At 61.5% G+C, this 16,532-nt stretch carries 13 protein-coding genes and 3 pseudogenes; 10 read left to right on the top strand and 6 right to left on the bottom strand.

From position 1 onward, the window contains the following. Positions 1-48: 48 nt before the first annotated feature. Positions 49-738: pseudogene (locus J0663_RS21955) on the top strand (PAS domain-containing protein); the annotation flags it as partial. A 31-nt stretch (positions 739-769) separates the two neighbouring features. On the opposite strand, the gene J0663_RS21950 reads toward J0663_RS21955, so the two are convergent. The 3 genes from J0663_RS21950 to J0663_RS21940 form a co-directional block, all read right to left on the bottom strand. Next, positions 770-1,129 (bottom strand): VOC family protein, encoded by a 360-nt coding sequence (locus tag J0663_RS21950; RefSeq protein WP_207242439.1) that lies wholly within the window; start codon positions 1,127-1,129, stop codon positions 770-772. Further along, on the bottom strand, positions 1,130-1,528 hold the full coding sequence (locus J0663_RS21945; RefSeq protein ID WP_207242438.1) for an SRPBCC family protein: 399 nt from the start codon (positions 1,526-1,528) through the stop codon (positions 1,130-1,132). 69 nt (positions 1,529-1,597) lie between these two features. Then, a complete protein-coding gene (locus tag J0663_RS21940; protein WP_207242437.1) occupies positions 1,598-2,389 on the bottom strand; it encodes a helix-turn-helix domain-containing protein in 792 nt (263 codons plus the stop codon). 195 nt (positions 2,390-2,584) lie between these two features. On the opposite strand from J0663_RS21940, the gene gndA reads away from it, so the two are divergent. The 4 genes and pseudogenes from gndA to J0663_RS21920 all read left to right on the top strand — a co-directional run bounded on the left by gndA (position 2,585) and on the right by J0663_RS21920 (position 5,918). Continuing rightward, entirely contained in the window at positions 2,585-4,036 is a 1,452-nt protein-coding gene (gene gndA, locus J0663_RS21935; RefSeq protein ID WP_207242436.1) for an NADP-dependent phosphogluconate dehydrogenase, read from the top strand. Positions 4,037-4,202: 166 nt separating this feature from the next. Further along, positions 4,203-4,694, top strand: a pseudogene (locus J0663_RS21930) (GNAT family N-acetyltransferase); the annotation flags it as partial. Positions 4,695-4,841: 147 nt separating this feature from the next. Beyond that, positions 4,842-5,222 (top strand): annotated as a pseudogene (locus J0663_RS21925) (GNAT family N-acetyltransferase); the annotation flags it as partial. Positions 5,223-5,300: 78 nt separating this feature from the next. Next, entirely contained in the window at positions 5,301-5,918 is a 618-nt protein-coding gene (locus J0663_RS21920) for a class I SAM-dependent methyltransferase (RefSeq protein WP_207242435.1), read from the top strand. 11 nt (positions 5,919-5,929) lie between these two features. On the opposite strand, the gene J0663_RS21915 is transcribed toward J0663_RS21920, so the two are convergent. The 3 genes from J0663_RS21915 to J0663_RS21905 form a co-directional block, all read right to left on the bottom strand. Next, entirely contained in the window at positions 5,930-7,006 is a 1,077-nt protein-coding gene (locus tag J0663_RS21915; protein ID WP_207242434.1) for a D-alanine--D-alanine ligase family protein, read from the bottom strand. Positions 7,007-7,038: 32 nt separating this feature from the next. After that, the gene (locus J0663_RS21910; protein WP_207242433.1) at positions 7,039-7,653 is read right to left on the bottom strand and encodes a C39 family peptidase; all 615 of its coding nucleotides are present in this window, start codon (positions 7,651-7,653) and stop codon (positions 7,039-7,041) included. 322 nt (positions 7,654-7,975) lie between these two features. After that, on the bottom strand, positions 7,976-9,019 hold the full coding sequence (locus tag J0663_RS21905; RefSeq protein ID WP_207242432.1) for a LacI family transcriptional regulator: 1,044 nt from the start codon (positions 9,017-9,019) through the stop codon (positions 7,976-7,978). Positions 9,020-9,473: 454 nt separating this feature from the next. Here J0663_RS21905 and J0663_RS21900 point away from each other — a divergent pair, with 454 nt between their 5' ends. The 5 genes from J0663_RS21900 to J0663_RS21880 all read left to right on the top strand — a co-directional run bounded on the left by J0663_RS21900 (position 9,474) and on the right by J0663_RS21880 (position 16,524). Further along, entirely contained in the window at positions 9,474-10,709 is a 1,236-nt protein-coding gene (locus tag J0663_RS21900; protein WP_207242431.1) for an ABC transporter substrate-binding protein, read from the top strand. A gap of 141 nt (positions 10,710-10,850) precedes the next feature. Further along, positions 10,851-11,756 carry a carbohydrate ABC transporter permease gene (locus J0663_RS21895; protein WP_207242430.1) on the top strand — a complete coding sequence of 302 codons (906 nt, stop codon included), beginning with the start codon at positions 10,851-10,853 and terminating at the stop codon, positions 11,754-11,756. Further along, a complete protein-coding gene (locus tag J0663_RS21890; protein ID WP_207242429.1) occupies positions 11,749-12,693 on the top strand; it encodes a carbohydrate ABC transporter permease in 945 nt (314 codons plus the stop codon). Before J0663_RS21895 ends, J0663_RS21890 begins: the two co-directional genes overlap by 8 nt. Before the next feature lie 4 nt (positions 12,694-12,697). Next, the gene (locus tag J0663_RS21885; protein ID WP_207242428.1) at positions 12,698-13,804 is read left to right on the top strand and encodes an ABC transporter ATP-binding protein; all 1,107 of its coding nucleotides are present in this window, start codon (positions 12,698-12,700) and stop codon (positions 13,802-13,804) included. A 260-nt stretch (positions 13,805-14,064) separates the two neighbouring features. After that, complete coding sequence (locus J0663_RS21880; protein ID WP_246590331.1) at positions 14,065-16,524, top strand: beta-mannosidase; 2,460 nt, start codon at positions 14,065-14,067, stop codon at positions 16,522-16,524. The last annotated feature ends 8 nt before the right edge of the window (positions 16,525-16,532 follow it).

Genomic DNA, 16,532 nt, shown 5'->3' with positions numbered 1-16,532 from the left:
CGTAGCCGGGTTAGCTCGTCTCTTGGGACAATGGGAGTTGGAGGCGTCTTGCTGGAGCTTTTTCGAGCCTTTTCCTTGCGTTGCGCGCAAATTGAGGATGCTATCCGCCTGGGTGACGACCAGCGCGTCATGGCGCTTGACCGGCATGTCGAACCCCTGGTCGAGGCGATCCTCGCCTGTCGGGCGGCCAATCTGCTCGAAGTCTACATGCAACTGCAGTTTGTGAGTCACATGATTCGGCGGGATGCCGATGACAGCGCCAGCGTAACGGAGCATACGGCGGTGCTGTCTTATCTTCTCGACCGCTATTTCGGTCCGCATGGGCCGGATTGGCGCACACCCTTGCCACAGGATGTGCGCATCGAACCGCCCGCGGCCTATGTACCGGACACCGACAATGGTCAGTTCCTCAATGCGGCGATCCTCGAAAGCTTGCCGGACCGCGTCGCCGTGCTGACAAGGGATTACCGTTATCTCTATTCCAATTCGGCCAATTGCATCCATCTCAACAGGAAGCCGATGGAGCTCATCGGCCGTCACCTGTGCGAATTCATCGGTGAAGAGCGGTTTGCCGAATGCGCCAGGCACAAGCTGGACGCCTGCTTTGCCGGAGAGCAGATCGACTATAGCTATGAACGCCCGGTCGGACCGCGGCAGATGCGCTGTCGCATGACGCCGCTGCGCGATGCCGGCGGCACGGTGATCGGCGCGCTGATCGTCATGGAAGATCTCGATCGGCGGCCTGGATTGCTTGATCAACCCCCTCCCGTCAGGCAGTCGCCCAGACGGCGAGTTCGTAACCGTCACGATCAAGGAAATGGAAGCGGCGACCGCCGGGAAAATCGGTGATCGGCCGGACGATCGTGCCGCCGGCCTTCTCGACCGACGTCAGCACCTCCTCCAGATCTCTGGCGTAGACGACAACGAGCGGGCCGCCCGGCCGCACGGGTCCGAAATCGGTGAAGCCGCCCTTCAGCCGGCCATCGTCGAATTCGCAATAGTTCGGCCCGTAATCGGTGAAACGCCAGCCGAAGGCCGAGCCGTAAAAGGCCTTGGCGGCGGCGATGTCGGCGACGTTGAACTCAACATAATCAATACGACGATCGTGGTTTTCTGTCTTATCGGCCATCTATCTCTCCATCAGGGCTTTCAGCATAGCGAGATCCTTCTCGACATGGGCGGCATCGGCGGAAAACTGTGCGTCCGTCATGCCAGGCAGGCGCAGCAGCGTAAACATGACCTCGCAGCCGTCGCCGTTCGGCACGATGCGCAACGCATTATAGACCCTAAGCCCGGATTCGATCGTCACCGTATGGTCGATCACGCCGAATTCATTGGCGGGTACGAAGCTCACCTTGACGGTGCCGAGAGCGCCATGGGCAATCCAGTCGCCATCGTTCGGCACAAGGCCACTCGCGAGGCCGGAAGCCCAGAGAGGCATATTCTCCGGCTTGGCGGCGAACTCATAGACATCGCGCCAGTCGCGCTCGATCGATTGGTGGATGATTTTTGCGGGCATTGTCGACATGGCTTGCAGGTCCTTGATCTTGGTCTCGCGAGAATAACAGGCCCGCCCGCGGCGTCTTGAACAAAACGGTCAGTCCGGCGCCTTGTGTGTGCCAAGCTGATCGAGAATGGCAGCCGGCGTCAGGCTCGAGAGTTCACCGACCTCGCGCGTCATGTGCGCCTGATCGGCAAAGCCCGCTTCGAGTGCAAGATGGGCTAGCGCCATCCTGTGCGATCTGCGGCAGAGGTTGAGGAAACGCTGAAACCGGCGGATGCGTTCCAGTGTCTTGACGCCGTAACCGAAATGGTGGTGGCAACGGCGGCGCAGCTGTCTTTCGCTGATGCCGAGCCTGTCGGGCAGGCAGGAGGCTGGGCGGTCGCCGTCGGCAGCGGCGAAGATCACGGCGGCGTCGGGGGCGGGCTCTTCGTCGTCGTGTGCGGCCTCTCCGAGCAGCCGGGCAAACAACGCCAGGGCGTTCGAAGGGGTGGGACAATCTTCAAGCTGCGCTTCAAAACCGGCTGTGTCCTTCCAGCCGATGTCACCGAGGCGCACGGAGCAGCCGACCAGCGCCGAGAGCGGTGTTCTCAGCCAGCGTGCAGCAGCGCCGGGCGCAAACCGCGCACCAATGACGGTTGTGCCCGGCTGGATAACAGGAAAGGCCGCAGTCCTGTCCGGCCCAGCGACAACCAGCTGGCCGTCGATCCAGAGCAGATCGCAATAGCCGTCCGGCACGATTGCCACTATTGCCGGCGGTCCGTCGTGAAGCGCATGCGACCAGAGCCGACTGAAGTGGCGCCGCAGCGCCGGCGGCGGCGCATACTCTCGATAGCGGCCGGCGCGGGCCGCCAGGAGGATTGTGTCTCTTCGTTTTCCCGATACCACGCGATATCTCCCGAGGGACCAATGATAATACGAGATAGGGCAGGGGCGGGCCACACCAAAGCGCCGATTGCCGATCAGAGGGCAAGTTGTCGGACAAGCAGGCGGTGGGGGCTTTATTTCATTGGCTTTTGCGAACCGATTAGACCCTTGCGAGACTTGCCGTTTGAGCGAGACAGTGCCACAACACCGGTCCAAATGACACATCGGAGGTTTGTCGTGGAAAAGGCAGAAATCGGACTGATCGGCCTTGCGGTCATGGGCTCCAACCTGGCGCTCAACATCGCGGAGAAAGGCAATAAAATCGCGGTCTTCAACCGCACGCCCGAGAAAACCGACGAATTCTATGAAAGCGCGGGCGATCTGAAGAAGCAGATCATCCCCTGCAAGTCGATCGAAGAGTTCGTCGACGCGATCCGGCCGCCGCGCCCGATTATCATCATGATCAAGGCGGGTGACGCCGTCGACCAGCAGATGGAGGCGCTGCGCCCGCATCTGACCAAGGGCGACATCATGATCGATGCCGGCAACGCCAATTTCCGCGACACCGTCGCTCGCTTCGACCGCCTGAAGGATACCGAACTCACTTTCATCGGCATGGGCGTTTCCGGCGGCGAGGAAGGTGCGCGCCATGGTCCTTCGATCATGGTCGGCGGCACCGAGGAATCCTGGAAGCGCGTCGAGAAGGTGCTGACGTCGATCGCCGCCCGCTACAATGACGATCCCTGCGTCGCCTGGCTCGGCAATGACGGCGCCGGCCATTTCGTCAAGACCATCCATAATGGCATCGAATATGCCGACATGCAGATGATCGCCGAAATCTATGGCATCCTGCGTGACGGGCTCGGCAAGAGCGCCTCCGAAATCTCCGGCATCTTCGGCGAGTGGAACAAGGGCCGGCTGAACTCCTACCTGATCGAGATTTCCGAAAAGGTGCTGGCTGCAACCGATCCGGTCGCCGGCGGCCCGATGGTCGACATGATCCTCGATAAGGCCGGCCAGAAGGGCACCGGCAAATGGTCGGCGATCGAGGCGCAGAACATGGGCATTCCGGCAACGGCGATCGAAGCCGCGGTCGCCGCGCGCAGCCTCTCGTCGATGAAGTCGCAGCGCGAAGCCGCCGAGAAGATCTTCGGCAATCTCGGCAGCGCCTTCCCGACCGCCTACGGCCCCGAGCTCAACAAGGATCTGGAACTGGCGCTTTTTGCCGGCAAGATCGGCGCCTATGCGCAGGGCTTTGCCGTGATGGCGGAAGCCTCCAGGGAGTTCAACTGGTCGCTGCCGATGCCGACGATTGCAAAGATCTGGCGCGCCGGCTGCATCATCCGCTCGCAGTTCCTCGATGAGATCACCAAGGCCTTCACCGATGCGCCCGACGCGGCGAACCTCATCGTGACGCCGGCCTTCTCGGCCATGGTCAAGGAATCGATACCGGCGCTGCGCCGCGTCGTGACGGCCGCTCTCGCTGCCGGCCTGCCGGTGCCGGCGCTCACCTCGGCGCTCAGCTATTTCGACGCCTACCGCCAGGGCAGGGGAACGGCAAACCTCATCCAGGCCCAGCGCGACTTCTTCGGCGCTCACGGCTTCGACCGCCTGGATGGCAAGGATTTCCACCACGGCCCCTGGGGCAGCGGTGCTGCGACCTTCTGAGTTTCCGGAAAAAGACACCGAGGAAGCCCGGCCGTCGCGCCGGGCTTTTTCGTGGGGTGCTTTGTCTCTGGCCAACAGCTTTGTTTTGCTTGAGCAACCTGGCTTGTTGATTTTCGACTTCCCTTTCATAGCATTTGCGGAACATCGCCCCGGAGGGATAACCGAGATGCATATCCGATACGAGACACCCGCAGATATCGACGCGATCCAGCATCTGACCTCGGCTGCCTTCAGGCCGATGCCCTACAGCGAGGGGACGGAAGCGGACATCATCCGGCGGCTTCGTGCGAGCGGCGATCTGACGATATCGCTGGTTGCCGAAGAGGCGGGCGAGATCCTGGGGCATGTCGCGTTTTCGCCCGTGACGATCGATGGAGTGGATGACCGTTGGTTCGGCCTGGGGCCGATATCGGTGAAGCCGGAGAGACAGCGGCAGGGCATCGGCAAGGCGTTGATGGCAAAGGGGCTCGAATTGCTGAAGGAGAGGGGTGCGAGCGGATGCGCGCTGATCGGCAATCCTGATGTCTATAGCGGTGCGGGCTTCAGCAGCGATGGGCAACTCACATATCACGATCTCGATACGCGGTTCGTGCAGCGGATTGTCTTTCGAGGGCCGGCGCCGAGCGGGATGCTTCGGTTCGCTCCGGCGTTCGAAAACCAACAGAAAGGGCGAAGGTATGTTGGAAACGGGCGCGATCACCATCCGGACCGAGCGTCTGACGCTCCGCCTGCCTGATATCGGCGACTTCGAGGCTTACGCTCGGCTGATGGCCTCGCCGCGCTCCGCCGGGATGGGCGGACTGTTCGATCTGCGGGCGGCGTGGGGGATGTACTGTCACGATGTCGCGCTCTGGCAGCTTTTCGGGCATGGTGCGCTGTGATCGACTTTGTCGAAACCGGCGAATGCATCGGCCAGGTGGGGATCAATCATGGGCCGCTCTTTCCGGAAAAGGAGCTGGGCTGGTTCGTTTACGAGGGTTACGAGGGTCGCGGCTTTGCGACGGAAGCGGCCTTCGCGTTGCGCGGCTGGGCCTTCGCGACGCTCAAGCTGCCGTCGCTCGTCAGTTATATCGCCTCCGGCAACGCTGCCTCGATCGCCGTTGCGGAACGGCTGGGCGCGCGCCTCGATCCCGCAGCACATCGAACCGATCCTGCCGATCTCGTCTATCGTCATCATTCTTCCTGAGTCATGCTCGCGGGTCGCAGAGCGGTTGGTGTCAGATGTCTCAATCCCTATATGTTGATCAACAGATGGGGATAGCGGATGACGGACGCGAAGCGGGAACATTGGGACGAGGTCTACCGCACGAAAGCCGCCGACAGCGTCAGCTGGTATCAGCCGACGCCGGAACCTTCCCTGCGGGCGCTTGACGAAATGCAACTGCCGGCCGCGGCAGCGCTGATCGATGTCGGCGGCGGCGCGTCGAGCCTTGTCGACTGTCTCATCGAGCGCGGCTGGTCCGACCTCACCGTTCTCGATATTGCTGCGCCGGCATTGGATGTCGCCAAGGCGCGGTTGCAGGGTGACGCCATCCGGGTTGGGTGGATCGTGGCCGATGTCACCGTGTGGCGACCGAGCCGTCGCTACGACTTATGGCACGACCGCGCCGTCTTTCACTTCCTTACCGAGCCGCAGCAGCGGCTCGCCTATCGTCGCGCCCTGGAAACCTGTACTGCGCCGGGCAGCGTCGTCATCATAGCCACCTTCGCACCAGATGGGCCGGAACGCTGCAGCGGCTTGCCGGTCCAGCGTTATGACGCAACCGCCCTCGCGGCGGAACTCGGCTCCGCCTTCGCGCTCGAACGCGAATGGCGGGAAGAGCACACGACGCCCGGCGGCGGCCTGCAACCGTTTCAGTGGTGCGTCTTTAGGAGGCGCTGAACGCTCTGCCCTCATGCAGCCCGACCGGCGCGCGCCATGCCGTGATCCACCAGTCGGTCGATCACTTCGGCATAGCTGACGCCGCTTGCCGCCATGGCCTTGGAATACATGCTGATATCGGTGAAGCCGGGAATGGTGTTAAGCTCGTTGATGACGAAGCGCATGTCCGGCGTCAGGAAAAAGTCGACACGCGCCATGCCGTCGCAGCCGACGGCTCGGAATGCTTTGGCGGCCATGTCGCGCATGGCGGCCTCGAGCTCCGGCGGCAGGTCAGCCGGCACTTTCAGCGCGGCGCCGTTCTCATCGACATATTTGGCATCATAGTTGTAGAAGCCGTGGCTTTCCGCCGGTACGATCTCGCCCGGCCGCGAGACGAAGAGCCCTCCTGCTGCATCTTCCAGGACGCTGAATTCGATCTCGCGGCCGGCAATAAATTCCTCGGCAAGCAGAATGCGATCATGGCGGAAGGCCTCGGCAAGGGCCGGCGCGAATTCCTGGCTAGCATGGACTTTGGCCACGCCGACCGACGATCCCTGGCGCGCCGGTTTGATGAAGAGCGGCAGGCCGAGCTCGCTTTCGAGGGCTGTCAGCGAAGGGGCATCACCCTGATCGATCGTCACCGCGTGCGCCACCGGCAGCCCCGCCGCCCGCAGCAGGCGCTTGGCGATGTCCTTATCGAGAGCTGCAGCCGAGCCGAGGATGCCGCAGCCGGCGAGCGGCACGCGGGCCACCTCCGCCAGACCCTGCACCGATCCGTCTTCGCCATGCGGGCCGTGCAGCACGGGGAACAGGACGTCGATTCGCGCCAGCTCATGCGGCGTGCCGCGAGCCGGCACCGCCAGCATTCGGCCGTGGCCGCCCGGCACGAGGCAGACTTCCGTGCCTGACGAAGGTGTCGCCAGCCTGCCATCCTCGAAGCGGCTCAGCAGCCATTGCCCCTCGCGGGTGATGAAAACGGGAACGGCGTCATATTTTTCGGGATCGAGCGCGCTCATCACATTGGTGGCCGAGAGCAGGGAAACCTCGTGTTCGGCCGAGCGGCCGCCGAAAAGCACGGCGATGCGCAGCCTGGTTGGGGAAGGGGTCATGTGAGCCTCCGGAAGGGTTGGGTTTCGAAAGGTCAGGCGTCGACGGATATGCCGCGATTGGCGAAGAAGCGGTCGAAGACGCTAAGCGGCAGCGTCACATCGGCTTGGCTCGCCTCGTCATGGCCGGATGGGTTGTGGAAGCGAATCGATTCCGTTGAGGCTGCTGTCACCAGCACCAGATGGCCACCCTTCGACGGCGGCTCGCGCTCCGGCCAGCGGATGCCCGAATTCACAGAAGCGATGAAGAAGCGGCGTTTCGACAGAAGCTCGGAAATGGCCGATGCGTCAACGCCAGTCATCGTCTCGGCGCGGAGACCGAAGCGCTCGCTCACGAAGCGGACGAAGGGGGCGTAGATCAGCCCCTTGATGGAGTCATCGATCTCGTTGACGACATAACCGCCATAGCTGGTGCAAGCGCGGGCCAACTCGAGGGTCGGATGGATTTCGCCGCGGGCGGCAAGGATCATCTTGAGGCAGGCCATGCCGCAGACATTGACTGCCCAGCGCGCATATTCCTCGATCGTACCGGCTCCCGAACGATGCCAGAGCGGGTCGCCGAGCAAAGCCTGCGACCCTTTGGCAAGTACCGGCAACGTCATGCCGGGTGTTTCCCATTGGCTGAAATAGGGCACGCCGCTCTTGCGCATTCCATCGATATCCCCGTTGTTCAGCTCATGAGATGTGGGGCAATCTTGGCTTTTTCGGGCCGATGCCTTCTTGCGAAACCCAAGGCTGGGTGCGTTCCAGCCATTGCGCGAGTACCCAAGAGAGCCTCACCTGAGGCGGCAACCTTGATGCAAGAAGCGGCGTCGCGCGCGTCCTTCGAGGCTCCGCCCTGCGGGCTGCGCGCTCAGGCTGAGGATGTTGGAGAATGCCGCGCTCAAGGATAGGGCGCTATATCTCAGGTGTTTTCAATGGTGGCGCCGTTTCGCCAGTTGCCATCCTGCTTATGCGCTTCTGACCATCGCGCTACTTGCCGCCCTCCGGCCAGACGGGCTGACTGATACTCTGCAGCAGTTCCGGTTCGATGCCGTCGATGCGCGCGATGACGGCTTTGGCCATTTCGCGGCCGGCCTGGCGCACGTCCTCCTGGGCGGTGATGATCTCGGGTCGGATCCAGTTGAGAATCGGCACCGATTGCTTGGACACCATGTCGAGATCGCGGCCGAGCGCCTTGCCGGCGGCCTCGATGCCGGCATTGACGGCGATGGCCGCGCTGCCTGCCGAACAGACGATGCCGTCGGGAGCATTGGGCGAGCGCATCATCACTTCGACGACGTTGCGAATGTCGGCGAGCGGTGCGTCGGTATTGATGCGCAGCGGCACTTCCTCGGCGCCGTAATCGTGAAGGCCGGTCTGGAAGCCGATGCGGATGTGGGCGTAGTAGGTGAGCTTGCTCGGCGGCTGCAGCAAGGCGATGCGGCGCCGGCCGCGCTTGACGAGCTTTTCCACCGCCTGATGGGCGAAAGCCTCGTTATCGAAGTCGTGGAAGGGGTGGGTGAGGCCGGCATCGGTGCGCCCATGCGTGGCGAAGGGCATGCCGCGCTCGGTCAAGAGCCGCACGCGCGGATCATCCGGCTCGATGCGGGAGATGATGACGCCGTCGGCCGAGCCGGTGTCGAGGATATAGCGCACCGGCAGCATCGGGTCCTTGCTGTGGGAATGCGGGGTGACGACGATATGATAGGGGGTGCCGGACAGGACTTCGGAGATGCCGAAGACCATCTGGCTCGAGAAACCCATGATCTCCTCGTCGATGCTGAGGACGAGAGCAATCACGTTGGTCTTGCCGGTGCGCAGGCGCACGCCCGCCCTGTTCGGCTGGTAGCCGAGCTGGCGGGCGACCATGCGCACCCGCTCCTTGGTTTCCGCCCCGATATCGGGCGCATCCTTCAAAGCGCGCGACACCGTGGTCACGCCAAGCCCGGTCATGAAGGCGATCGTCTTCAATGTCGGACGCTCGCGTGCTGCTGGCGCCGATTCCGCTTGCCCGAAATTTCCCTTGTTTTCCATCCCTGTAGGCCTGCCTCGCGCGAATTGGTGTGGCTTATAGAGGCTTTTTCAAGCGCCGTAAGCCCGCCGCCTGCCAAAATCGCGCCTCCCTAAGGAATTCAATCTGTAACGATACAGTAGAAATGTCGAGCATTTTTTCTTGTTTGCATTGCAGCATCGTGCCCAGAGGTTGAATTGACCTTTTCCAGCCAGTTTTTCTGCAACTGCGAGATGGGTGGGGTAGGGACCGGGCGCGAGTTTTAAAAAGTACCTAGATATTTCAAAATGATATGACGGTGTTGCGTATGCGAAGACTCTTCACTTGGTATCGATCCGGGTGGTGTGCCGCTCCAATTGGAAACAAGCAGGGGTGGCAATTCCGGTCTTAACGGAAAAATTTGCCGGCGGGCAGTTGCGTGGAGAAATCGATTGATCTAAGTTTTTCCGGCAACGTTTCAGTGAGGGAGGAGAACTCATGAAAATCCGTATGATGGTGGCCATGCTTGCCGCTTCGGCAGCGCTTCCGCTCAACGCCGCCAGCGCAACCGATCTCGAAGTCACGCATTGGTGGACCTCCGGCGGCGAATCCGCGGCGGTCGCTGAGCTGGCCAAGGCATTCGACGCCACCGGCAACCATTGGGTCGACGGTGCCATCGCCGGTTCCGGCGGCACCGCGCGTCCGATTATGATCAGCCGCATCACCGGCGGCGACCCGATGGGCGCCACCCAGTTCAACCACGGCCGCCAGGCCGAGGAACTCGTTCAGGCGGGGCTGATGCGCGACCTGACCGATGTCGCGACGGCCGAGAAGTGGAAGGACATCATTCGTCCATCGAGCCTGCTCGATTCCTGCACGATCGACGGCAAGATCTATTGCGCTCCCGTCAACATCCACTCCTGGCAGTGGCTGTGGCTTTCGAATGCCGCCTTCAAGAAGGCGGGCGTCGAGGTTCCGAAGAACTGGGACGAATTCGTCGCCGCTGCTCCAGCTCTCGAAAAGGCAGGCATCATTCCGCTCGCCGTCGGCGGCCAGCCGTGGCAAGCCGCAGGCGCCTTCGACGTGCTGATGGTCGCGATTGCCGGCAAGGACACGTTCAACAAAGTCTTCAAGGACAAGGACGCCGAAGCTGCTGCAGGTCCCGAGATTGCCAAGGTCTTCAAGGCTGCCGACGATGCCCGCCGGATGTCCAAGGGCAGCAATGTTCAGGATTGGAACCAGGCGACCAACCTCGTGATCACCGGCAAGGCCGGCGGCCAGATCATGGGTGACTGGGCGCAGGGCGAATTCGCGCTCGCCGGCCAGAAGGCCGGCACCGACTATACCTGCCTGCCGGGCCTCGGCGTCAACGAGATCATCTCGACAGGCGGCGACGCATTCTACTTCCCGCTGCTGAAGGACGAGGAAAAGTCCAAGGCGCAGGCGGTACTTGCCAAGACGCTGCTCGATCCCAAGACCCAGGTTGCCTTCAACCTGAAGAAAGGCTCGCTGCCGGTGCGTAGCGACGTCGATCTCGCCGCCGCCAATGATTGCATGAAGAAGGGTCTCGACATCCTGGCGAAGGGCAACGTGATCCAGGGCACCGACCAGCTGCTTTCGGCAGACAGCCAGAAGCAGAAGGAAGACCTCTTCTCCGAATTCTTCGCCAATCCGTCGATGACACCGGAAGATGCCCAGAAGCGTTTTGCCGAAATCATCTCTTCGGCCGACTGATCGGCAGATTTGCTGTCCCTGGATCCGGCTCCTGGGAGCCGGATCCTCCCGGATGGTCTTGCCGGTACTCCCCGGCAGATCGCGGGGCGGGGATGAAGGGCGGCCGTGACCGGCCGCAGCAGCGATTGAGGAGAAGCGTTCATGACGGGTCACGCGCAAGCAGGCCGGCCAAACAAATTACTGCGCAATCTGAATGCCAAGATTGCGTCCATTCCGATGATCCTGACAGCGCTGGTGATCTTTGTCGGCGGCACGCTCTGGACGGTGTTTTATTCCTTCACCAATTCGAAGCTCCTTCCACGGTTGAGCTTCGTCGGTTTCGATCAGTACGAGCGGCTCTGGGCCGCGCCGCGCTGGGTGACGGCGATCGAGAACCTGGCTCTGTACGGTATCCTCTCGCTGATCTTCAGCCTGGTTATCGGCTTCCTGCTTGCCGCGCTGATGGACCAGAAGATCCGGTTCGAAAATACCTTCCGCACCATTTTTCTCTACCCCTTCGCGCTGTCCTTCATTGTGACGGGCCTCGTCTGGCAATGGGTTCTGAACCCGGATTTCGGCATTCAGTCGGTGGTTCGCTCGCTCGGCTGGACGAGTTTCACGTTCAACCCGCTCTATACGCCTGAAATCGTCATCTACGGCATTCTGATCGCTGCGCTCTGGCAAGGGACGGGCCTTGTCATGTGCCTGATGCTCGCTGGTCTGCGCGGCATCGATGAGGATATCTGGAAGGCCGCGCGTGTCGACGGCATTCCGATGTGGAAGACCTATCTCTTCATCGTCATACCGATGATGCGGCCGGTTTTCATCACGACGATCGTCATCATCGCCTCGGGCATCGTCAAGGTCTACGACCTTGTCGTGGCGCAGACGTCTGGCGGTCCCGGCATCTCGTCGGAAGTCCCAGCAAAATACGTCTATGACTACATGTTCCAGGCGCAGAACCTGGGGCAGGGTTTCGCCGCATCGACGATGATGCTGGTCACGGTTGCGATCATCATCGTTCCGTGGGCCTATCTGGAATTCGGAGGAGGGCGCAAGCGTGGCTAATATCGGAACCCTCAACACCACCGCAGCCGGCATCGATGCTGTCGCACCGAGACTTGGCGACGGCCCAAGCGGCCCGAAGCCGCGCCCGAGGCTGTCTGCGCGCAACATCATCCTCTACGGCACGCTGACGGTTGCAGCGCTTTATTACCTGCTGCCGCTCTACGTGATGGTCGTCACCTCGCTGAAGGGCATGCCGGAAATCCGCCTCGGCAATATCTTTTCGCCGCCGATGGAAATCACCTTTCAGCCCTGGGTGAAGGCCTGGGCGGAGGCCTGCACGGGCTTGAACTGCGATGGCCTGTCACGCGGTTTCTGGAACTCGGTGCGCATCACGGTGCCTTCGGTCATCATCTCGATCGCGATTGCCTCGGTGAATGGTTATGCTCTGGCGAACTGGCGCTTCAGGGGATCCGAGCTTTTCTTCTCGATCCTGATCATCGGCGCCTTCATTCCCTATCAGGTGATGATCTATCCGATCGTCATCATCCTCCGCGAAATCGGCATCTACGGCACGCTGACCGGCCTCGTCATCGTGCATTCGATCTTCGGCATGCCGATCCTGACACTGCTCTTCCGCAACTACTTCGTCTCTCTGCCGGAGGAGTTGTTCAAAGCTGCACGTGTGGATGGGGCGGGCTTCTGGCAGATCTTCCTGAAGATCATGATGCCGATGTCGCTGCCGATTTTCGTCGTGGCGATGATCCTGCAGGTCACAGGCATCTGGAACGACTTCCTGTTCGGTGTGGTCTTCACCCGGCCGGATACCTATCCGATGACCGTGCAGCTCAACAACATCGTCAATTCCGTCCAGGGCGTGAAGGAATACAACGTCAACATGGCAGCAACGATCCTAACCGGCCTGGTGCCGCTGATCGTCTATTTCGTCTCCGGGCGGCTTTTCGTTCGCGGCATCGCCGCCGGCGCAGTGAAGGGGTGATCACATGAACATGAATTCCACTGTCTCCAATGCGAGCGTCTCGATCAGAGACCTGTCGCTGAACTTCGGATCGGTCAGCGTGCTGAAGGATCTCAACCTCGAGATCAACGACGGCGAATTCCTGGTGCTGCTCGGATCGTCCGGCTGTGGCAAGTCGACCTTGCTCAACTGCATTGCCGGCCTGCTCGACGCTTCGGAAGGCCAGATATTCATCAAGGGCAAGAACGTCACCTGGGAAGAACCGAAGGACCGCGGCATCGGCATGGTCTTTCAGTCCTATGCGCTCTATCCGCAGATGACCGTCGAGAAGAACCTCTCCTTCGGTCTTCGCGTTGCCAAGGTGCCGCAGGCCGAGATCGACAAGCGCGTGGCGCGGGCGGCCGAAATCCTGCAGATCCAGCCACTCCTGAAGCGCAAGCCGGCCGAGCTTTCCGGCGGTCAGCGCCAGCGTGTGGCCATCGGCCGGGCGCTGGTTCGCGACGTCGACGTGTTCCTGTTCGACGAGCCGCTGTCCAACCTCGACGCCAAACTGCGCTCGGAGCTGCGCGTCGAAATCAAACGCCTGCATCAGTCACTAGAGAACACGATGATCTACGTCACGCACGACCAGATCGAGGCGCTGACGCTGGCCGACCGCATCGCCATCATGAAAAGCGGCATCATCCAGCAGCTCGACGATCCGACGACGATCTATAACCGGCCACGCAACCTCTTCGTCGCCGGTTTCATCGGCTCGCCGTCCATGAATTTCCTTCGCGGCGAACTGGTCAAAGCGGGTGACGGGATTGCCTTTGTGGCGAATGGGGTCAATTTCTCGCTCGCTGCCTACGATGCCAACGAGACTCTGCAGCCTGGCCGCAAGGTGGTGCTCGGCGTTCGCCCCGAACATATCAAGGTCAATGAGAATACCGGCGGCGAAGAACATGACGCCACCGTCGATATCGAGGAGCCGATGGGCGCGGACAATCTTCTGTGGCTGAAACATGCCGGCCACACGATGTCGGTTCGCGTCAACGGCGCGCGGCGCTTCAATGTCGGAGCCAAGGTGAAGCTGAGTTTCGATATGACCGTTGCCTCGGTATTCGATGCCGAGAGCGAGCTGCGTCTTTAGAGGAGTTTTTCGCGGGCAGGGTGTCTGAGATGGTGCTGCCTGCTTGCTGCAGCTGTTTATATGAATTCGACCGGCGCTTCACCCACCTTCCGGTCTGCGCGCGCTTGGCGAGAGGCCAACTCCGCGCTCCGTCATCCTCGGGCTTGACCCGAGGATCCATGCCGCGGCTGCTGACGGAGGGGAAGGGGTCATGACGACCGACAATTACCGGACTGCGGTTATGCGCCGCCCATTTCAAAATGCAAATCGGAAATGAAATCGTGACGCAACAAACGACCCCCTCCAGCATCGACCTTTCCGGTTCGTGGCAGCTCACCTCCGTTGATGGCGAAATCAAGAGCGTCATCACCTTGCCGGGCGACGTGCACACGGCGCTCCATCGCGCGGGGCTCATCCCCGATCCCTATTTCGGCCGTAACGAGGAGAAGGTGCAGTGGGTCGCCGAGCGTGAATGGGCGGTCGAGCGCAGCTTTACACTGCGGGAGGCCGAGGGCGACTGGTATCTCGACATCGACTATCTCGATACGGTCGCCAGCGTCTATGTCAACGGCTTCCTGGCGCTCGAAGCCGACAACAGCTTTCGCCGCTACCGGCCCGACGTGTCGAGCATGCTGAAATCAGGCGACAACAGCATCCGCATCGTCTTTGCCTCGAACGTCGCCGTCGGCGCCGAGCGGCAGAAGCAGCAGCCCTTCTACATCCCCTACAGCACCGGCAATTCGCCGATCCCCGACGGCAACATGCTGCGCAAGCCGCAATGCCATTTCGGCTGGGACTGGAACATCGCCATTGCGCCATTCGGCCTCTACGGCACGATCGCGCTGAAGAAGCTCGAGACGGCGCGCATCGAACATGTCGTCACCCGCCAGGTTCACAACAATGACGGCTCGGTCGACCTCACGGTCACCGCGAGCCTGTTTTCCAAGCATGCCGGCGTTGCCCAGGTCTATTTCGATCTCGACGGCGAGCGCGTACGCCTCGATGTCGGCGTCAAGGGCGAGACCGAGGTCAACTACCTCTTCCATATCGACGAGCCGCGCCTGTGGTGGCCTTCCGGCAGTGGCGAGCAGGCGCTCTATACGCTTTCCGTGGAAGTGTCCGATGAGCTGGTGACCAGGCAGATCGGCCTTCGCACCATCGAACTCATCACCACGCCAGATGCATCGGGTGCCCGCTTCGCCTTCAAGGTCAACGGCCGCGAGATCTTCTGCCGCGGCGCCAACTGGATTCCGGCAGACGCGCTCTACTCGCTCTCTTCGCCCGAGAAGACGGAAGACCTGCTGCAATCGGCGAAAGCCGCAAACATGAACATGATCCGGGTCTGGGGCGGCGGCTTCTACGAGCAGGATCATTTCTACGATCTCTGCGACCGGCTGGGCCTCCTGGTCTGGCAGGACTTCATGTTCGCCTGCAACCTCTATCCCTCGACCGAGGACTTCCTCGAAAATGTTGCAATCGAGGTCGATTACCAGGTGCGTCGGCTTTCTTCGCACCCCTCCATCGCGCTCTGGTGCGGCGATAACGAGCTTGTGGGCGCGCTCACTTGGTTCGAGGAGTCCAGGAAGGACCGAGACCGTTACCTCGTCTCCTACGACCGCCTCAACCGGGCGATCGAGCAGGCGGTGAAGAAGGCGCTGCCCGGCGCGCTCTGGTGGCCGTCGAGCCCGGCTTCCGGCTATCTCGATTTCGGCGATGCCTGGCATGCCGACGGGTCCGGCGACATGCATTACTGGTCGGTGTGGCACGAGAACAAGTCGTTCGACAATTACCGCTCCGTGCGACCGCGCTTCTGCTCGGAATTCGGCTTCCAGTCCTACACGTCGCTGCCCGTGATCAAGACCTATGCCGAGGCGAAGGATCTGAATATCGCTTCTCCCGTCATGGAACTGCACCAGAAGAATGCCGGCGGTAACGAGCGCATTGCCGCGACCATGTTCCGTTATTTCCGCTTCCCGAAGGATTTCCCGAACTTCGTCTATCTCAGCCAGATCCAGCAGGGGCTCGCCATCAAGACGGCTGTCGAATACTGGCGGTCGCTCAAACCGCATTGCATGGGCACGATCTACTGGCAGCTCAACGACACCTGGCCGGTCGCTTCCTGGTCGAGCCTTGACTACGGCGGTCGCTGGAAGGCGATGCATTATCTCGTCAAACGCTTTTTCCAGCCGGTGGCGGTCGCCGCCATTCCCGCCGAAGACGGCAGGACGATCCGCTTCTCGCTGGTCAACGACACGCTTTCAGATGTCAGCGTCGATCTTTCGATCTCGCTCCTGACGATGAAGGGCGAGCGGAAGCACCTGAAGGACGTGCAGGCCGTGTGCTCGCCGGATGCTGCGGTGACGGCTGCGACGATCGACGTGTCGGATATTTCAGAGGGAACGCTGCTTGCCTGGCATTTCACCGCGTCGAACGGCATGGGCGGTGAGGGGCATTATGTCAACGGCACCTACAAGGCGCTGGAGCTTGAGCCCTCCGGGCTGACGGTAACGCACGAGTATGTCGAGGCGAGCGGCGCCGTCGACATCAACGTCACCGCCAGGGGACTTGCGCTCTTCGTGATGATCGAAAGCGAGACGGACGGCAAATATTCCGACAACGCCTTCGACCTTGCATCAGGCGAAAGTCGCCGCATCACCTTCACGCCGGCAAAACCGCTCGAAAATGGCAGGCCGCCGGAATTCCGCTTCTACGACCTGCATTCCTGCCAATCGGCGGATTGATCCTTCCA

Source organism: Rhizobium lentis (assembly GCF_017352135.1).
GTDB lineage: Bacteria > Pseudomonadota > Alphaproteobacteria > Rhizobiales > Rhizobiaceae > Rhizobium > Rhizobium lentis.
The sequence above is the reverse complement of the archived record's forward strand: the minus strand, read 5'-3'. Positions and strand labels throughout refer to the sequence as shown.